At 62.3% G+C, this 18,982-nt stretch carries 18 protein-coding genes; 16 read left to right on the top strand and 2 right to left on the bottom strand.

Features of this window, described 5'->3' with window-relative positions; translation table 11 throughout:
• Positions 1-61 precede the first annotated feature (61 nt).
• The 7 genes from AABA84_RS32515 to AABA84_RS32485 all read left to right on the top strand — a co-directional run bounded on the left by AABA84_RS32515 (position 62) and on the right by AABA84_RS32485 (position 9,194).
• Positions 62-1,453 (top strand): cytochrome ubiquinol oxidase subunit I, encoded by a 1,392-nt coding sequence (locus AABA84_RS32515; RefSeq protein WP_338314176.1) that lies wholly within the window; start codon positions 62-64, stop codon positions 1,451-1,453.
• Entirely contained in the window at positions 1,453-2,454 is a 1,002-nt protein-coding gene (locus AABA84_RS32510; protein WP_445083434.1) for a cytochrome d ubiquinol oxidase subunit II, read from the top strand. The genes AABA84_RS32515 and AABA84_RS32510 overlap by 1 nt, the downstream gene beginning before the upstream one ends.
• On the top strand, positions 2,447-4,345 hold the full coding sequence (locus tag AABA84_RS32505) for a sensor histidine kinase (RefSeq protein WP_338314174.1): 1,899 nt from the start codon (positions 2,447-2,449) through the stop codon (positions 4,343-4,345). The genes AABA84_RS32510 and AABA84_RS32505 overlap by 8 nt, the downstream gene beginning before the upstream one ends.
• Positions 4,335-5,711: a sigma-54-dependent transcriptional regulator gene (locus tag AABA84_RS32500; protein WP_038946247.1), complete on the top strand. Its 1,377-nt coding sequence runs from the start codon at positions 4,335-4,337 to the stop codon at positions 5,709-5,711. The genes AABA84_RS32505 and AABA84_RS32500 overlap by 11 nt, the downstream gene beginning before the upstream one ends.
• Before the next feature lie 34 nt (positions 5,712-5,745).
• The gene (locus tag AABA84_RS32495) at positions 5,746-7,545 is read left to right on the top strand and encodes a PHA/PHB synthase family protein (RefSeq protein WP_338314173.1); all 1,800 of its coding nucleotides are present in this window, start codon (positions 5,746-5,748) and stop codon (positions 7,543-7,545) included.
• A 307-nt stretch (positions 7,546-7,852) separates the two neighbouring features.
• Entirely contained in the window at positions 7,853-8,431 is a 579-nt protein-coding gene (locus AABA84_RS32490; protein WP_338314172.1) for a hypothetical protein, read from the top strand.
• A 256-nt stretch (positions 8,432-8,687) separates the two neighbouring features.
• A complete protein-coding gene (locus tag AABA84_RS32485; protein WP_338314171.1) occupies positions 8,688-9,194 on the top strand; it encodes a helix-turn-helix domain-containing protein in 507 nt (168 codons plus the stop codon).
• On the opposite strand, the gene ribB is transcribed toward AABA84_RS32485, so the two are convergent.
• Both ribB and AABA84_RS32475 read right to left on the bottom strand, forming a co-directional pair.
• Entirely contained in the window at positions 9,153-10,229 is a 1,077-nt protein-coding gene (ribB, locus tag AABA84_RS32480; protein ID WP_212246803.1) for a 3,4-dihydroxy-2-butanone-4-phosphate synthase, read from the bottom strand. The two genes, AABA84_RS32485 and ribB, sit on opposite strands and share 42 nt — an antisense overlap.
• Positions 10,230-10,371: 142 nt before the next feature.
• Positions 10,372-10,929, bottom strand: a complete 558-nt coding sequence (locus AABA84_RS32475; RefSeq protein WP_240536499.1) for an Lrp/AsnC family transcriptional regulator — start codon at positions 10,927-10,929, stop codon at positions 10,372-10,374.
• Positions 10,930-11,605: 676 nt separating this feature from the next.
• Between AABA84_RS32475 and AABA84_RS32470 the strand changes: the two genes are divergently transcribed.
• The 9 genes from AABA84_RS32470 to AABA84_RS32430 all read left to right on the top strand — a co-directional run bounded on the left by AABA84_RS32470 (position 11,606) and on the right by AABA84_RS32430 (position 18,974).
• On the top strand, positions 11,606-11,959 hold the full coding sequence (locus tag AABA84_RS32470; protein ID WP_183233617.1) for a VOC family protein: 354 nt from the start codon (positions 11,606-11,608) through the stop codon (positions 11,957-11,959).
• Between the two features lie 90 nt (positions 11,960-12,049).
• Positions 12,050-12,574, top strand: a complete 525-nt coding sequence (locus AABA84_RS32465) for a flavin reductase family protein (protein WP_338314170.1) — start codon at positions 12,050-12,052, stop codon at positions 12,572-12,574.
• 114 nt (positions 12,575-12,688) lie between these two features.
• Entirely contained in the window at positions 12,689-13,558 is an 870-nt protein-coding gene (locus AABA84_RS32460) for a branched-chain amino acid ABC transporter permease (protein WP_338314169.1), read from the top strand.
• Positions 13,542-14,573, top strand: coding sequence for a branched-chain amino acid ABC transporter permease (locus tag AABA84_RS32455; RefSeq protein ID WP_240536500.1), 1,032 nt, complete (start codon positions 13,542-13,544; stop codon positions 14,571-14,573). Before AABA84_RS32460 ends, AABA84_RS32455 begins: the two co-directional genes overlap by 17 nt.
• The gene (locus AABA84_RS32450; protein ID WP_338314168.1) at positions 14,570-15,295 is read left to right on the top strand and encodes an ABC transporter ATP-binding protein; all 726 of its coding nucleotides are present in this window, start codon (positions 14,570-14,572) and stop codon (positions 15,293-15,295) included. The genes AABA84_RS32455 and AABA84_RS32450 overlap by 4 nt, the downstream gene beginning before the upstream one ends.
• Positions 15,288-16,007 carry an ABC transporter ATP-binding protein gene (locus AABA84_RS32445; protein WP_338309388.1) on the top strand — a complete coding sequence of 240 codons (720 nt, stop codon included), beginning with the start codon at positions 15,288-15,290 and terminating at the stop codon, positions 16,005-16,007. Before AABA84_RS32450 ends, AABA84_RS32445 begins: the two co-directional genes overlap by 8 nt.
• Before the next feature lie 105 nt (positions 16,008-16,112).
• Complete coding sequence (locus AABA84_RS32440; RefSeq protein ID WP_028140597.1) at positions 16,113-16,877, top strand: enoyl-CoA hydratase/isomerase family protein; 765 nt, start codon at positions 16,113-16,115, stop codon at positions 16,875-16,877.
• A gap of 4 nt (positions 16,878-16,881) precedes the next feature.
• Positions 16,882-17,673, top strand: a complete 792-nt coding sequence (locus AABA84_RS32435) for a creatininase family protein (protein ID WP_007594454.1) — start codon at positions 16,882-16,884, stop codon at positions 17,671-17,673.
• Between the two features lie 167 nt (positions 17,674-17,840).
• Positions 17,841-18,974: an LLM class flavin-dependent oxidoreductase gene (locus AABA84_RS32430; protein WP_338309392.1), complete on the top strand. Its 1,134-nt coding sequence runs from the start codon at positions 17,841-17,843 to the stop codon at positions 18,972-18,974.
• Positions 18,975-18,982: the final 8 nt, after the last annotated feature.

Genomic DNA, 18,982 nt, shown 5'->3' with positions numbered 1-18,982 from the left:
AGATGGATGTCGTGTCGGCCGTTGCGCACCCGGCGCCGGCTCGAGCCCGGAGGGGATGCTGATGGACGCTGTGCTCCTTGCGCGTATCCAGTTCGCCGCGAACATCACGTTTCATATTCTATTTCCATCGATCTCGATCGCCCTGGGCTGGGTGCTGCTGCTCTTCCGCGTGAAGCATATGCGCGCAACCGACCCACAGCAGAAGCTGGACTGGCTTCGCGCCTATCGGCTGTGGACCAAGGTATTCGCCCTGACATTTGCGCTCGGGGTCGTCAGTGGCGTCACCATGAGCTTCCAGTTCGGCACCAACTGGCCGGGCTATATGGAGCGGGTCGGCAATATCGCAGGCCCGTTGCTGAGCTATGAGGTGCTGACCGCTTTTTTTCTCGAGGCGGGCTTTCTTGGCGTGATGCTGTTCGGCCACCGCCGCGTCGGCGAAGCAATTCACCTTGGGGCGACCTTTCTGGTGGCGCTGGGCACTCTGATGAGTGCGTTCTGGATCCTCGCCCTCAATTCCTGGATGCAGACACCGGCGGGATACGAAATTGTCGACGGCCAGTTCCATGCACGGAATTGGCTGGAGATCGTTTTCAATCCCTCCTTTCCCTATCGTTTCGTCCACATGGTGCTTGCGTCGTCACTGACGTGCGCGTTCCTGCTGATCGGGATCAGCGCCTGGCAGCTCCTCAAGGGCGTCGCGACGGCGAGCGCCTCGCGGGTGCTGCGAACCGGGCTCGTGTTCGCGGCCCTGGCCGCGCCGGCGCAGATGGTGGCGGGCGATTTTCACGGGCTCAATACGCTCAAGTATCAGCCGCAGAAGATCGCGGCGGTTGAAGGCATCTGGGAAACCACGCGCGGCGCGCCGCTGCTTCTGTTCGCGATTCCCGACGATGCGACCCGGTCGAACTATTTCGAACTGGCCGTGCCGAAACTCGCGAGCCTTATCCTCCGTCACGATCCTGACGGGGAGCTCAAGGGGTTGAACGAGTTTCCATCGGCCCATCCGCCGGTGCTGCCGCTGTTCTGGTCGTTCCGGATCATGGTGGGAACGGGCATCCTGATGTTACTCGTCAGCTGGGTCGGCCTCTGGAGGCATTGGCGCGACGGTTGGGAGTTTTCCCTGATGCCGCGGCCATTGCTCAAGTTGTTCGCGGGAATGACCTTTGCCGGATGGGTGGCAACCATCGCCGGATGGTACGTCACGGAGATTGGACGGCAACCGTTCATCGTGTCAGGCCTGATCCGAACGAGCGAGGTCGCCTCGCGCGTTCCATCGGCGAGCATCGCGCTGACCCTGGTCATCTACGTGACCCTCTATGTGGGCTTGCTGGTGGCCTATGTCGGCGTGCTGAAATATATGTCGGAGAAGCCGGAAAAGCGTCCGGCGGCGGTCACGTCGGAGGACCTTGCACAGGATCCGCTTCGCTATCAGAGCCGCGGAGAGTTCGCATGATGTCGATGTCCTTCGACGAGCTTCTGCCACTGATCTTCATCGGACTGATGGGCGTATCGCTGCTCGTCTATGTCGTGAGCGACGGCTACGATCTCGGGGTCGGCATGCTGATGCATCGGGCGACGCCGGACGAGCGGGATACCATGGTCGCCTCGATCGGCCCGTTCTGGGATGCGAATGAGACCTGGCTCGTCCTCGGCGTCGGCCTTCTCCTCGTCGCCTTCCCAAAGGCGCATGGACTGGTCCTGTCGGAATTGTACCTGCCGACCGCGCTCATGCTGGTCGGCCTGATCCTGCGCGGTGCAGCTTTCGATTTCCGGGTCAAGGCCAAGGCCGACCGGAAGGCGATGTGGGATCGCATGTTCATCGCCGGGTCGATGCTGGCGTCGGTATGCCAGGGCTGGATGCTCGGCCGCTACATCAGCGGGTTCGGCGAAGGCTGGAATTATCCGATCTTCGCCGGCGCAATCGCAATTGCGTTGCCGATGGCCTATGCACTGCTCGGCGCGACGTGGCTTGTGATGAAGACGCATGGCGAACTGCAGGAGAAGGCGATCGAGTGGAGCAAGATCGCCTTCGCACCCATGGTTCTCGGTCTGATCCTGATCTCGATGGCAACGCCGTGGATCAGCGAGACGGTCCGCATCAGGTGGTTCACCCTGCCGGCGATGATCGCGGTGGCCTCGATCCCGATCACGTCCAGCGTCGCGCTGCTGACGGTCCGCCTTCTGCTGGGTGCACCGGCCGTGCGCGGCGCGCTTTGCTGGCTGCCTTTCGCGCTATTGGTGCTCGTGTTCCTCCTGAGCTTCCTTGGTCTCAGCTATAGCATCTACCCCTATGTCGTGATCGACCGGCTCACGGTCTGGCAGGCCGCCAGCAGTCCGGAGTCGCTCCGAGTCATACTGATCGGGGTCTGCGTGACGCCGCCGGTCATCATCGCCTACACCGGATTTTCCTATCGCGTATTCCGGGGCAAGACCATAGAGTTAGACTATGCGTGAGTGGCCTGCCGCAATTGCCGGCGCTCCCGGGTTTGTGCTGGTTCACAAGATGGCGGAGCTCTCATCCCTGGTGAACGTCAAGGAGCCTGCCAAGGTTGGTTCGGTGGCGCCTGCTTCCACGCGTTGGTTCATTCGCGGTGCATTTGCCCTTGCGTTGGTCGCCGCCGCGGCGTGGCTCGGATATGCGGTCATGTTCCGCCGGGGACTGGACCATCTGCACACCGCGGCCCAGCAGCGGCTGGCCGTCGAGGCTGCCAGACTCGACGGCCATCTTTCGAGATTTGAGTATCTCCCGTCTCTCCTGGAGACGTCCCCCGGCGTGTTCCGGCTGCTGGAGGCGCCCGGCGATCCCGCGTTGCAGCAAGCCGTCAGCCTCTATCTGAAATCGATCAACCTGCTGGCGGGGGCCGACAACCTCTACGTCCTCGGTGTCACCGGCGCGACCCTGGCCGCGGCCGATTTCGACCAGCCCGGAACACCCTTCGGCGAAAACCTGTCGTATCGTCCCTATGTGAGCGAAGCGCTTGCGAACGGTCGCGGTGCATTCTTCGGTGTCGGTATCACCACCGCGCGCGCCGGTTATTATCTGTCCTATGCCCTGAAGGACAGCGGGACGACCAAGGGGATCGCGACCGTCAAGGTCAATCTGGATTCGTTCGAGAGGGCGTGGCGCAACATCGACAACGACATTCTACTGGTCGACGAGCGCAAGGTCACGATACTCGCCTCTCGCGACGAGTGGCGCTATCGCCCGATGGAGCCGCTGTCGGTTCAAACGCGCGATGACATCGCGCGATCCAAGCCCTACGGAAACCACGATCTTGCGCCGCTCGGATGGACCTTCGTCGCCCAGTCCGAGAACGGCACAGCACGGATCACCGCGGAGAACGGCACCGCCTATACCGTCAGCGAGCTTCCGATCAACCGCGGGCTTTGGAAACTCGTGCTTCTCGACGACGAGGCGCCCATACGGCAGACTGCGCTCGTCATCGGGGTCATATCGGGATTAGCCGCCCTCGTCGCGCTGCTGGCGCTTGGACTTGTGGAGCAACGCCGCAGAGAGATCAAGCAGCGGTTGGCGAGCCAGGCCGCATTGCAGGCGGCGAACGACATGCTCGAAACCAGGGTGCAGGAGCGCACAGCCGAATTGCGCGCTACGCAGGATGAACTCGTTCATGCCGGCAAGCTGGCCGCGCTCGGCCAGATGTCGGCGGGCATCGTTCATGAACTGAACCAGCCGTTGGCGGCCTTGCAGACCGCCGCCGACAATGCAGTCTTGCTGGTCGACCGCGGATCAATCGGAGATGCCCGTGGAAATCTCACCCGCATTGGCGAGCTGGTGCGGCGGCTCGGACGCCTGACCGGCCAGTTGCGGGTGTTCGCATATAAGTCGAGCAGCCCGCTTGGCGCGGTTTCCGTTGAGCAGGCCGTGGCTGAATCGCTCAAAATATTGTCCGGGCGAGTCAAGGAGGGCGGGGTTGCCGTCGCGACGGACATTGACGCAAAACTCTGCGTCATCGCCGATCAGACGCGGCTCGAGCAGCTGTTGTGCAACATCGTGGCGAATGCGCTGGATGCGGTGGAGAATGTCGAGCCGAAGTCGATCCTGGTCCGGGCGGGCAGGGAGGAGGCGCAGAGCGCGCGCTGCCGCATTGCGATCAGCAACAGCGGGCCCGCGATCGCCCCCGACGTCCTGCAGCGCATGTTCGAGCCGTTCGTGACGACCAAGCCCGCGGGCAAGGGGCTTGGGCTGGGCCTGATGCTGTCCAACCACATTGCACGCTCGTTCGGTGGCGAACTGCATGCGCGAAACCTGACGCCGAGCGGCGCCGAATTTGTTGTGACCCTTCCATTGGCTGAGATTACAGAGGCGGCTCCGCATGGGCGATGACCAATCGATCGGCGTGATCTATGTCGAGGATGATGACGACGTCCGGATCGGCGGGGTCCAGGCGCTCGAACTTGCGGGATTTTCCGTTTCGGGCTTTGCCTCGGTCGAGACCGCCCACAGCTCCGTGCGCGCCGACATGCCCTTTGTCGTGGTCTGCGACGTGCGCCTGCGCGGGCGCAGCGGCCTCGATTGGCTGTCTGATCTGCGTCGGCTGGATCAGGATCTGCCGGTGATCCTGATCACTGGTCACGGCGATATTTCTATGGCCGTGCAGGCAATGCGGACCGGCGCCTATGACTTCATCGAGAAACCCTGCTCCTCGGAGCAGCTGATCTCGGTGGTGCGCCGGGCGGCGGAGAAGCGGCGGCTGACGCTCGAGGTGCGATCGTTGCGATCCGCCTTGGCGGACCGCCAGGGAATCGAGGCCAGCCTGCTCGGTCGGTCGCCGCAGATCCAGGAGGTGCGCCGGTTGGTCTCCACCTTGGCTGCGACCAATGTCGACGTCACGATCTATGGTGAGACCGGGACGGGCAAGGATGTGGTGGCGCGCTGCCTGCACAATCATAGCGGCCGCCGCGGCGGCAACTACGTTGCGGTGAACTGCGGCGGCCTGCCGGAATCGCTGGTCGAGAGCGAGCTGTTCGGCCACGAGGTCGGCGCGTTCACCGGCGCCACGCGTCAGCGGATCGGAAAGATCGAATACGCCAGCGGCGGAACGCTGTTCCTCGACGAGATCGAAAGCATGCCGCTCAGCGTGCAGGTCAAGTTGCTGAGGTCGCTGCAGGATCGCTCGATCGAGCGCGTCGGCACCAACAAGCCGATCGCTGTAGATTGCCGTGTCGTGGCCGCGAGCAAGGTGAATCTGCTAGAGCTCAGCGAAAAGCGGCTGTTTCGTGCCGATCTTTACTATCGCCTCGGCGTCGCTTTCATCGAGCTGCCGCCGCTGCGCGAACGGCGGGAGGACATCCCGCTGCTGTTCGAGCACTTCACTCTGGATGCCGCCAGGCGTTTCGAGCGCGACGCCCCGATCCTGGACGACCCGACCATGTCTCACCTCCTGGCCTATTCGTGGCCGGGCAACGTGCGCGAGCTCCGTAACGTCGCCGACCGTTTCGTGCTCGGTGTCCTCGACGGCAAGTCGATCAACAAGTCGGGCTTCGGCGCGTCCGATATGTCATTGCCGCGGCAACTGGAGAACATCGAGCGATCGATCATCGAGGATGCGCTGCGGCGCAGGCAAGGCGACGTCCAGGCAACGGCTGCCCTTCTGAGCATTCCGAAGCAGACACTGTACGACAAGATCAAGCGCCTCTGCGTCAATGTCGACGGAATCAGGGAGGGCGCGACCGTCCGCTCCGGATCCTGAGGCCGCGGCGGATGAGACGGCAAGCTCTCGGTGCATGCGGGGGCAAAGGGCGCCAGACAGAAGCGGCCCAAAAACCGGACGTCAACGAACCGATCAATCTTGCCAAGCGAGGAACGCCATGAATCGGCCATTCAACATGCCTGACGAATTTGTCGAGGGCTTCATGAAGGCGGGTGAAAGCCTGTGGCGCTCGCTCGGATGGGCGCCGAAGGGCGATCGTAACGGGGCCGATCCCGGCCCGGCTCTGAATTCGTCAGGCCTCGCTCAATTGCAGGCGGACCACATGATGCGGCTGTACAAGCTCACCGAGCATGTCCTCAAATCGGCCGCCGGCGTCCAGAGCGAAGCAGGAATCGAGCCCGCGCGCGGCGATCGCAGGTTCAACGCGACGGAATGGCGGGACAATGCCACCTATAGCCTGCTCAAGCAATGCTATCTACTCAATGCGCGCTATTGCGTCGACTTCGTCGAAGCACTCGATCTCGACGAGAAGGAAAAGCATCGGCTGCGCTTCTTCACGCGCCAGCTGGTCGAGGCGATGAGCCCGACTAATTTTCTCGCCACCAATCCTGACGTCATAAAGCTTGCGACGGACAGCGAGGGGCAGAGCCTCAAGGCGGGCTTGGACAATCTCATGGCCGATCTCGGCCGAGGCAGCCTGACGATCACGGACGAGGAGGCGTTCGAGGTCGGAAAAGACGTCGCCGCATCCAGGGGCGCGGTCGTGTTCGAGAACGAGCTGTTTCAGCTCATTCAGTATGAACCCGCGACCGAGCAGGTGACGGCCCGGCCGCTGCTGATCGTGCCGCCATGCATCAACAAGTTTTACATCCTCGACCTGCAACCGGCCAACTCCTTCGTCCGCTTTGCGGTCGAGCACGGCTTGACCGTCTTTATGGTCTCCTGGCGCAATCCGGATGCCTCGTGCGGGCACTTTGGCTGGGACGATTACGTCGGGCAGGGCGCCATGCGCGCCATCGAGGTGACCCGCTCGATCTCGGGTGCCGACAAGGTCAACGTGGTCGGCTGGTGCGTCGGAGGAACCATTCTGTCATCTGCGCTGGCGATCCTGCGGACGCGCGGCGACGAGTCGGTCGCCAGTGTGACGTTGCTGACCACGATGCTCGACTTCCGCGAACCGGGGGACCTCGGCGTGTTCGTAGACGAGGAGGGTGTGCGGCAGCGCGAGCAGACCATCGGCAACGGCGGCATTTACCGCGGCTCGGAGCTCGGGTTCGTCTTCCAAACCCTGCGTTCCAAGGAGCTGATTTGGCCGAACGTGATCAACAACTATCTGAAGGGAAAATCGCCTGAGCGTTTCGATCTTCTGTTCTGGAACGCCGACGTGACCAACCTGCCGGGGCCGATGTATTGCTGGTACATCAGGAACATGTATCTGGAGAACAGACTTCGGGAGCCGAACCGGTTGACGATGTGCGGCACGTCCGTCGATCTGGGGCGAGTCGACCTGCCTGCCTATGTCTTGGCGACCGTTGAAGATCACATCGTGCCGTGGCGATCGGCCTATCGCACCACAGGCCTGTTCAGTGGCAACACCCGCTTCGTGCTCGGAGCGAGTGGGCACATTGCCGGCGTGATCAACCCTGCGTCGAAGAACAAGCGAAGCTATTGGCTGTCGGACAAGCGATGCGAAGACCCGGCGGCGTGGCTTGCGAGCGCTGACGAAAAGCCAGGCAGTTGGTGGAACGATTGGATCGCGTGGCTCAAGCCGTGGGCTGAAGATCAGGTGCCCGCCCGGACGCAACTCGGCAGCAACCTCTATCCTCCGGGGGAAGTGGCACCAGGCCGATATGTGAAAGCGAAGGCAAACTGACTTCGCTGAACGGTCATGGAGCGATTGGAAGATCTCGGAAGAGCTGGCAGTTCGAGCAATCGCTGAGCGAGGCGACCTCATCATTAGATGATGGATTGCTCTTCGTACCGTTTGGCGACATCGATAAGCTGTTGAGGGTTGCCCCAGAAAAGTGCGAGCGAAGCGCTTTGACTGCACATGCACACCTCGGCCTCCGTCTGACGTGTGCATTGAGAATCCGAAGAAGCGATTTCTGCTTCCAATTCATGCAAATATCGTCCTCCGAGCCTTGCCATCACCAGCGCGCCGGTGCCGAGCAACACCGGGGGTGCAGACCGTTTCCGGCACCGTTGCGACGGGCGGTGCGGCGGCGGTGGTCGGACAGATCGTGACCTTGACCGACAATGGCAACGCCATTGGAACGGCGGTCGTGCAGTCCAACGGCGCCTTCTCGACCTCGGTGAAGCTGCCGGGTCAGGCCAACAATGCAATCCTTGCGAGCGTGACCGACAGCTACGGCAATACCAACAACACCTATCTCGCGACCACGGGCAGCGGTCAGATCACGATCGCGGCCCAGGCCGGCAAGACCAACGATCTCGATTTCGCCGGAGGCATTACCGACCACAACCTGTGGTTCCTGCAGTCGGGCAACGACCTGAAAATCGACATCCTGGGAACCAACACCAGCGTGACCGCCACGGGCTGGTTCTCGGGCAGCGCCAACCAATTCCAGGAGATCTCGGCTGGAGGCCTCAACCTTGACAGCCAGGTCTCGCAACTGGTGCAGGCGATGGCGATCTATTCGGCAAGCAACCCGGGCTTTGATCCGACCTCACCGGGTAATACCGTCGCTCCAAACGACGCTGGCCTGCAAAACGCAATCGGGGCGGCTTGGCATGCTTGAGAAGCGGGATGACGATCATCCGATGTCGCAATTCCAGACATTGGAGGTCTCGAGCCTTCGCGTGCTGAAATCTGGCGACCGCCCGGAATCCTTCAGAATGCCATTCCCGGCGGTCTCGCTCTCGCCCTGGTCACGGTTGGCCATAGGATGCCGGGTAAGCCTCCGGTGAAGGCCGTCTTCCCCGATGGTGTTTGAGGGTGAGATGATTTGCTCATTAATTGGCAAGCAAATGAGCAAGGCCCGCCCGCGCAGATCGATGGCCATGCCGACCGAACGGCTGCATCTTCCGATCACGCGGAGTTCGAAACTGCGTATGATCGCCGATGCCTTGATGGACAATCCGGCCGACCGTAGGACCGTGGCGGAGTGGGCGCAAGCCGTCGCGCTCGGCGAGCGGACGCTGATGCGCATTGTGCTCGCCGAGACCGGCATGACCTTCAGTCGCTGGCGTCAGCAGCTTCAGATCATCGTCGCCATCCAGAAGTTGTCTGCTGGCAACACGGTTCAGTCCGTGTCCGAGGCGCTCGGCTACGAGTCGGTGAGCGCGTTCATCACCATGTTCAAGAAGGCGCTTGGCAAATCGCCGGCGCGCTACTTCTCCGAGCGCGAGGCCGGCCAGACTGGCCCGGGGGAGACCTGCCGCGAGACGAACTGCAAGCTTCGCCGGATGCCTGAGGTGCGGGACGCGCTCAATGGACTTTCGAAACGCCGATGGCTGGAGTTAGAGCGCTTCGTTTCGGACGATCTCGATGCCGAAGCCTGACAGTCCCTTGAAGTGATGCGTCGACGAGGTGAGGTGACGGATGGAGCTGATCTTGAGATCCCGCAGGATCTGGGCGCCGACGCCGATCTCGCGCCATTGCCGATTACGGTCGTCTTCGCGCGAACTGATCGGGCCTAGCGGCGCAGGCGGAACGCCCGCCGCGCCGTCGCGCAGATAGACGAGCACGCCGCTGCCATTATCCTTGAAGCGTTGCAGAATGACGTTCATCTTGGCCTGTTCCTGACCCGAGAACAAATCGCGCAGGATGTTGGGTTTGTAGAAGCGCGTGAGGACGTTGGTGCCGTCGCCCAGTTCTCCGTAGATATAGGCGACGTGATGAATGGGGTCGAACGGCGAGCGATACGAATAGCCCTGGAGCGGGCCGATCGAGCTCTCCGCCGTGACGCTCGAGACGCGCTCGATCAGCGTCTCGCGGGCCTGCCGGAAGCTGATGAGGTCTGCGATGGTGACCTGTTTCAGCTTGTGCTTGTCGGCGAACGCCGCGACTTGCGGACCCTTCATCACCGAGCCATCGTCGTTCATCAGTTCGCTGATGACACCGACCGGCTCGAGACCTGCCAGTCTGCACAGGTCGACGGCGGCCTCGGTGTGACCCGAGCGCATGAGTACGCCCCCTTCTTTTGCGATCAGCGGGAAAACGTGTCCCGGCCGGCAAAAATCGCCGGCGCCGGCGTTGGGGTTGGCGAGTGCACGGCAGCACGAGGCCCGCTCTTCGGCCGAGATGCCCGTACCGTTATCCGGCCGGTAGTCCACTGACACGGTGAAAGCCGTGGTGTGAGCCGAGTCGTTGTTGACAACCATCGGGTCAAGCCGCAGGCGTCTCGCGTCTTCGAGGGTAATCGGAGCGCAGACGATTCCCGATGTATGGCGAATGATGAAGGCCATCTTCTCAGCCGTACACCGCGAGGCGGCAACGACGAGGTCCCCTTCGCCCTCGCGATCGTCGTCGTCGGTGACCACGACGATTTCGCCGTCGGCGAGCGCCTGCAGGGCCGCTTCGATCGATCCCGTCATCTCGGTCGCTCTGCTCGCTGGAACCGACGGGTGCTCGCGTTGGGTCGTGTGCGGATTGTCAGGCTCGCAGCGCCGATCGAGCACTCTGCCGATCTTAACTTCACCATTATTGCCAACTGGCCGGAGCCCATGGCGGGGCGCCTCATAGCCTTTCCACGCTGTAGCTGGGACGATTGGTGTCGAGCCCGATCGGCGCATCGGACAGCAAAGGACCGGTTGGGTCGTATCGGGGTCTTGGTGAGCGCTCCAGAGGGCGCGAGGGGGTGGCGCAAGCCTTGACGGTGACCGGCCGATTGGCGTCGATCGGCAGCACGGTCTTGTGCGAAATGCGCTTGAGGGCCAGATTTGATCGAATGCTGCTGACGCCGGGAATGCGGGATAGTTTGTTGACAATCAGGTCTTCGAGATCTTCGATGTCGGCCGCCATGACGCGGAGCATGTAGTCGCTCTCACCGGTCATGAGATAGCATTCCATTACCTGGGCCAGCCGGTCGATGGATCGGGTGAAATTCTCGAGGGACGTCTGGACCTGCTTTTCCAGCTTGATCTGGATGAAAGCCGTTACACCAATGCCGAGCACGGCGGGATCGAGAAGGGCGATCCGTCGATCGATCACGCCGAGTTTTTCGAGTGTTCTGACGCGTGCCAGACACGGCGACGGCGAGAGATTGACGCGTGATGCGAGCTCGACATTGGTCAAGCTCGCATTCTGCTGGAGCTCGTTGAGAATCTTGATATCTATTCTGTCGAGAGAGGTTGTCGACATCGCGTATCTCCCAAGTATGGCAGTCTTCTGCGGCGCGTATCACCGTCGTTTGCGCGGTGATGACAATCGCGTGGTAAAAGCTAACCGCAATTGCGCTTGTGGGATTTCGACAAATCGTCGATTTGTATCGAAAAACCGTCAACCTTCGCATTGTGCATTGCGATCAGGAGGTTAGTTGCCTACTTCCGAAACATTTTTTGCCTATGCGATATGCAGGCCGACGTTGATCCACGGATTCGGTCAAGATGTAATGCCCGCCGCTCCATCGATTGGCTCCCCATGTCACTTGACGGGACGTGCAGCAGAGATCGATGTCGAGAGCTGCCCTGTTTCGTACAACCGCCTGTCGTCGCGTGTGGCCCCGGTCCCACGTCGCTGACCACGCCGCGGGCGTTGCGCGAGACAAAAGGTTCGGCAGCAACGACGCCCACCCTCGTCAACCAGAAAATGGCAAAGATCGGCCGGATGCAGAGTTGGATCTAGCGACTCGACAAGTCGTTACAGCATAAAATGCTGATGAAGCTTCTGTGACAGGCGTTGTTCAAGCAGTAATGCTGAGAGGCTCGGGCGACTATCCACCCACGATCGCACTTGGGTAGCGACGGTTTGGATGTCGAGCGTGAAACTGAAGCAAGTCTATTTGACAGCGAACGATCCTGGACGCCTGGCCGAGTTCTACGAAGGCCTGGGTCTGAAGGTGCGCTTCGCTGATCCCGGCAAGTGGATCCAGTTCGTGAGCGATGCGGCTGCGTTCTGCGTCGCCGGACCGACGGAGTCGGTCTCGGACCAGCTGCAAGATGCCGTTCTTGTCTTCGATGTCGATGACCTCGATGCCGCCATGGAGCGTGCCGCAGCCATGGGGGCGCAAGTCGGCGCGGTCCGGGACATGGAAAGTCACGGCCGTGCGGTGAAGGTGCGGGATCCGGGCGGCAACGTCATCCAGTTCTATCAGGCAGCCGGATAGCTCAGACGTTCACCGGGGCAGCGCTGCATGCCCGGACTCACAACCAGACAAAGAGGGCGCATCCATCCCATGAATCCAAGGGTCGTAGCCATGCCGTCCGCAACACCGCCGCTGTCCGAAACGAGCCCACTCGATGCCGCAGCATTCCGCGCTGCGATGCGCAACGTGCCGGGCACCGTGTCGATCGTCACGACAGGCCGGGCGCCGAACCGTCATGGTCTGACACTGACGGCGGGCTGCTCGCTGTCGGCGGCTCCGCCCAGCGTGCTGGTTTGCGTCAATCGATCTGCCGGTGCGCACGACACCATTCTCAGCAGTGGGTCGTTCTGCTGGAATATTCTGGGGGCCGAGCATCGCGATCTGGCGCTCAAGTTTTCCGGGCAGGACGGCAGCAAGGGCGATATCCGCTTCGGCGACGGTTTGTGGTGCGATCTCAAAACCGGAGCACCAAGTCTGGTCGGCGCGGTCTGCAGCTTCGATTGCCGCGTGTTGAATGCTTACAGCGACAGTAGTCACACCATCTTCACCGGAGAGGTGGTGGCTCAGACGACGAGAGCCGGCTGTGAGTCGCTCGTCTACATCGACGGATGTTTCGCCGCGCCAAAGGCGGTCTGAAACACAGGACGACGTCCGACGCCGCTAAGTTTCCGTTACAGCCAAGATGGATCCGATCAGCATGCAAGGAAGACGAAGACTTTCCATCGCGCATCCATCAGCGGTCGGTCGCTGATGCTGTCGCTCTGGCTCAATGTAATCGCCGGCGGGGTGCTCATCGGGCTGGTTTACGGGCTCGTCGCGCTCGGTCTCACGATCATCTTCGGCGTCATGCGCGTGGTCAATTTCGCTCATGGCGAGATGGTCGTGTTCGGGATCTACATCGGATACTGGACTGTTCGAATCTGGGACGTCCCGATCGTTGTAGCCGCCGCGATCGCCGCGGTCGTCATGTTCGTGTTCGGCTATCTGCTGGAGACGCTCGTCGTGAAGCGGTTCGTCAATCGGCCGCATCACTATCAGTTCATCGTCTTCATCGGCCTCTCACTGCTTTTCAGCGGCGTATTGCTGATGTCGTTCGGTCCGGATCCGCGGCCGACGGCGTCTCAGCTGTCCTTCCAGACCGTGAGCGTGGGACCGCTCACCTTGGATTGGGCCCGCATCCAGGCGGCCGCTACGGCCGGACTGCTGATCGCCGCACTGGGAGCCTATCTGAAGTATTCCGCATTCGGCCGATCGCTGCGGGGCGCCGCCAATAATCGACTGGGCGGACTGGTGGTCGGGCTGAATATCCCTCGGGTCTATGCGGTGACCTTCGGCATCGGAGCCGCCTGCGCTGGCGTCGCCGGCGCATTGATCTCGCCGCTGTTCGATGCGCAGCCCTATCTCGCCGTCGACTTCACGCTGCTGGCCTTCGTGACGGTGATCGTCGGCGGTCTCGGCAGCTTCGGCGGCGCTCTTCTGGGCGGCCTGACGATCGGGGTCGCCGAAGCGATCGCGGCCTTGATGTTCACGCCGTCGATGAAAACAGCACTCCCTTACGCGCTCCTGATCATCATCCTGATTTTCCGTCCGAGGGGGTTTTTCGGTGCAAAGGACATCTGATCAAGCCAGCGACACCAAGCGTTGGGGTGCCGGCGCTCTGGTCTTCGCCGCCCTGGCCGTGGTGGGTGGCATGTCCAACGCCTACGTCATCTCACTTCTGACGATCGTCCTGTTGTTCACCTTCATGGGACAATCGTGGAACCTGATGCTCGGGATCGGCGGGCAGCTATCCATCGGTCACGCGCTGTTCGTTGGAATCGGTGCGTATGCGGTGGCGATCCTGAACATCAAATACGGCGTCACCCCGTGGATCGGTCTGCTGCTGGGCGCGGTGATTGCGGGCTTCGTCGGCGCGGTGCTGGCGTGGCTGAGCTTCCGCTTCGAGGTCCGTGGCATCTATTTCGCGCTGCTCACGATCGCAGCCGCCGAATTCGCCCGGATCATGTTCGGCGGGTGGGACTATGTCGGCGGCATGCAGGGCCTGTTCTATCAGGCGCCGAGCGGCACGATGGACCTCGGGATGCTGCGCGGTGACGCGCGGTTCTACTACTTCGTCGCGCTCGCGCTTGCGGCCATCGGCGTCGCGGGAACGGAGCTGATCTCGCGGTCCTATTGGGGCTATGTCTGGCGGGCGATGCGGGACGACGAGGAGGCCGCCCGCGCACTGGGGGTGCGGACGTTTCGCCACAAGGTGCTGGTGGTCTCGATATCGGCCGCGACGGCCGCGGTCGGCGGCGGCGTGCTGGGCTTGGTGCAGGGTGCGATCTTTCCGGATTCGATCATGGGCATGGCGATCTCGGTCGACGTACTGATCGGCCCTGTGGTCGGCGGATTGGGCACTGCGTTCGGCCCGCTGGTCGGCTCGATGGCCGCGATCCCGCTGCATCACGCCATGGGGGCGCTCGGCGACAGCCTGGGGCTCCCCGGACTGAACAGCGTCGCCTACGGGGCGGTGCTGATCCTGGTCGTGTGGTTTCTGCCCGACGGCATCTGGCCGGCGATCGTCCGGCTCTACGAGGCGATCCAGCTGCCGGCGCGCGGCCGGATCTCACAATTGCGGAAGGTCGAGGAATGACCGCGCTGCTCGAAGTGAAGAACCTGACCAAAGCGTTCGTTGGATTGGTCGCGGTCAATGACGTCAGCTTCTCACTGCAGGCAGGCCGCATCACCGCCCTTATCGGGCCGAACGGCGCCGGCAAGACCACCTGCTTCAATCTCGTCGCCGGGGCGCTGAGACCGACCGCCGGGCGGGTGCTATTCGAGAGGCGTTCGCTCGAGCGCGAGCCGCCCGAAGCGGTGTGCCGCATGGGCATTGCGCGCACCTTCCAGATCGTCCGACCGATGAAAGATATGTCGGTGCTCGAGAATGCCATGGTGGGCGCCTTCAGCTGGACGACGAACGTCAAGGAGGCGCGGGACAAGGCGTATGAGTCGCTCGAAAATGTCGGGCTCGCCGGCAAGGCGAATGCCCGGACGGATCAGTTGACGTTGCCCGATCGCAAGATGCTCGAGATGGCGAAGGCGCTCTCGACTCGCCCCAAGTTGCTGCTGCTCGACGAAGTGATGGCGGGGCTGCGTCCGACCGAAGCGGCAGGCGTCGTCGGCGTGCTGCACCGGCTCGCCGAGGGTGGACTGACGATCCTACTGGTCGAGCACGTGATGCGGATCGTGATGGAAGTGGCGTCGACCGTGGTGGTGCTACACCACGGCGCCAAGATCGCCGAGGGCAAGCCGTCAGAGGTGGTAGCGGATCCTGCGGTGCTGGAAGGTTATCTGGGAGCCGGTTTCCATGCCTGACGACGCGCTTCTCGAAGTCGACGACCTGTGCGTGGCCTATGACGGCTCCAATGCGCTGAACGGCGTGTCGCTCCGCATCGGCAAGGGTGAACTGATCTGCGTGGTCGGCGCCAACGGCGCCGGCAAGACCTCTCTGATCCGATCAATCGCGGGGATCGTGCCGTCGTCGCGCGGTTCCGTCAGGATCAACGGAGTCGAAATCTCGCGGCTACCGCCGTGGGACATCTGCGAAATGGGCATCGCTCAGGTCGCCGAGGGCCGCCAGATTTTCAGTGCGCTCTCCGTCGAGGACAATCTGCTGATCGGCGGCTCGCTGAAGCGGGCCAGGCACGACCTGGCAAATACGCTTGATTCCGTCTATCAGCTGTTCGGGCGACTTCGCGAGCGCCGCGACCAACTCGCCGGCACGCTGTCCGGCGGCGAGCAACAGATGCTGGCGATCGGTCGGGCGATCATGTCGAAGCCAGAAATCGTGATGTTCGACGAGCCGTCGATCGGACTGTCGCCGGCGCTGACCGATGTGATGTTCGGCGTCGTCAAATCCCTCAACGAGCAGGGCATCACGGTCCTTCTCGTCGAGCAGAATGTCGCCAAGTCGCTCGCTCTGAGCAGCCGCGGCTATGTGCTCGAGAACGGCTCCGTGGTGTTGCATGGATCTAGCCGCGATCTGCTCGAGAACCCCGATGTCCAGCGCGCCTATCTGGGATTGTGAGGCGCGCCGTCTCGGCGAGGCGTCGGGCGTTGCGGCTCTCGTCTCGCCGCCGTTCGGTCCACCGCTCCCCGGCTGTTGCAGCCGCCTCTCGCTTGGGTCTCATTGATGAATACTGCCACTTCTCTCCTGATCGAGCGTGATCAAGACCTGGTCACGATCACGATGAACCGGCCGCCGGCCAATGCGCTGAATGCGCAACTCATCGTCGAGTTGCTGGAGGCGATCCGGCGCCTTGCCGACGACGAGAATCCGCCCGGCATCGTGCTCACCGGAAGCGGCGACCGCTTCTTCAGCGCAGGCGGCGACATCAAGGAAGTCGTCGGGATCGACGTCGCGAGGCCGCGCATCCGGTTCTTCCACGAACTCCTCGTGGCGATGGAGAACTATCCGGGCCCGATCGTCTGCGCCGTCCGCGGCTATGCGGTCGGAGGCGCCCTGGAGTTTCTGCTGCATGCGGACTATGTTGTGGCCGATGCGGCGTGCAAGATTGGATTTCCGGAAATCAACCATGGCCTGCTGCCGGTGACCAAAGGCATGCGCCGGGCCGTCGAGAAGCTCGGCGTGCGGGCGGCGCAAGAGCTGCTGTACTGGGGCGAGCTCGTCGGCGCGGAGCGCGCCGTGGCGATCGGCGCCGTGAACGAGATCGTCCCGACCGAGGAGGTCGCATCCCGTGCGCGAGACGTGTGCGGCGTGTTGCGGCAGAAAGACCGCAAGCTGTTCCATGCCATCAAGCGATCGCTCAACCTCACCGCGCAAATGAGCGATCAGGCGCTCGAAAAAATGACCGTGGCCGACCTCGACGCCTATGTCACAGCCGAGAGCTCAACCAAAGCGCGTGCGAGATTTTTGTCAAAGAACAGTAAGGGTTGAGCCGATGACGCGCGGATATCCCGATCAGATCTATCTGGAGCAGATGAGCCACGAGGAAGTCGCCGCGGCGCTGGCCGATGGGTGCACGACGGTCGTGATCCCGCTGGGGGCCGTCGAGCAGCATGGGCCGCATTTGTCTTTGGGCATGGATGCGGATCATGCCGATGCTCTGGCCGAGCGGATCGCGCGCAGCCGCGGCAACACGCTGGTGGCGCCGACCATCACGGTCGGCTGCTCGTCTCACCATCTGCCATTCGCGGGTACGATCTCGCTACGGCCGGAGACGCTGGAAGCGATTTGTGTCGATTATTGCACAAGCCTGGCGCGGCACGGCTTCAAGCGTATCCTGATTCACTCGGGTCACATCGGCAATTTTCCGGTCCTGAAGGACATGCTCGGTCGCTTGCGCGAGGCCGTCCCCTCGGATGTCGAGATCCTGGCGTTCTTCGACTCGACGAAATGGATCGACACGTGGCGCGATGCGGTGCGCGAAGCCGGAGGAGACGTGTCGGCCGTCGGCGGCCACGCCGACATCGCCGAGACGTCGCTGATGATGGTCATTAGGCCCGACAGCGTCAGACCGGACCGCTTCGAGGTGGGCCATCTTGGCGGCTTGTCGGAGGCTGATCTCGAACTGATGTGGAAGAACGGCATCCGATCGGTTTCGCAGAACGGCGTGATCGGAAGTCCGATCGGCTCGAGCTACGCCATCGGCGAAGCGTGCCTCGCGGCGGTCGCCGAGTTGCTGATCAAGACCTTCGATAGCGAGGCCGGAGCCGCCAGCGCCCGCCGTTGACGGTCAGCCAGTCCGCTGCGTGGCGAAGCTTCCCGGGGCGTCTGCCATGTTGCGAATGCTGACAGCATAAAATTCGGAAAGCGTTACTACGCAACGCGGCTTTCGGGCGAAAATATCGCCACGCCTATGAAACCCTGTGCCATCTCGCAAGCTAAAAGGATTGAGACATGGCACTTACGTTTGGGTTCTGGTCTGAACAGGAAACCCAGGTCGGCCACAGTTACTCGCGCAGGCTTCACGAACTGGTCGACGAAGTCCGTCTGGCCGAGAAGGTCGGCTTCGACTGCGTCGCGCTCTCCGAGCAGCACGTGGCACTGGGCGGGATCTCGAGCTCGGCGCCCGAAGTGGTGTTCGGCTATCTGGCCGCGGTGACGTCGCGCGTCAAGCTGCGCGCGGCGGTGACGCTGATGCCGCAGCGCATCAACCACGCCTTGCGTTCGGCCGAGCGGCTTGCCGTGACCGACATCCTGTCCAACGGCCGCATGGAATTCTACGGCGGCCGCGCCAACACCACCATCGCGATGCGGGCGTTCAACGTCGATCCGAACGAAACGCTGGCGCAGATGGAAGAAGGGCTGGCGCTGCTGAAAACGGCGATGCGCCAGGACATTTTCACGTTTGACGGCAAGTACTACCAGATCCCTCCGCGCCAGCTGGTTCCGAAGCCGCTGCAGAAGCCGCATCCGGTGATCGGGATCGCGGCGACCAGCGAGCGCAGTCATCTCTGGGCGGCCTCGCAGGGCTTCGCCGTGATGAGCAGCAACATCTATCAGGGCTGGGAAGCTCAGCAGAAGCTGATCGACTCCTATCAAAAAAACTGGAAGTGCGACGCGGAGGGACCGCTGCAGCGTCCGCGTATCGGCATTCCGCTGTTCATCGGCATCGGGAAAACGGACGAGCAGGCCAAGGCGGATTATGCCGGCCCGCTAATGCACTATGCCAAGATCTCGACCGATGCCTATCCGCGTCTCGCGGCGATTGCCGACGACTACAAATACATGGGGGAGAGCGTGCCGTCGATGGAGCGCGCCGCCAACGACTGGGACTATCTGGTCAACGAGTCGGCCACGACGGTGTGCGGCAGCCCCGATACGGTCATTCGTCAGATCGAGAAGTTCGAGGCCATGGGTATCGACGAGGTGCTGCTGCACATGGACTCCGTCCCGCACGAAAAGATCATGGAGGCGATCGACATGGTCGGTCGCTACGTCATCCCGCATTTCAACGACGGAAACAACGTCGTGCGGCCGACCGAGGAGATTCTCGGGCAGATCCGGCTGATGCGGACCCAGAAGCAGTAATCGAACGG

This window comes from Bradyrhizobium sp. TM239 (genome assembly GCF_036247985.1).
Lineage (GTDB): Bacteria > Pseudomonadota > Alphaproteobacteria > Rhizobiales > Xanthobacteraceae > Bradyrhizobium > Bradyrhizobium ottawaense.
This window is presented reverse-complemented; position numbering and strand designations above follow the sequence as displayed.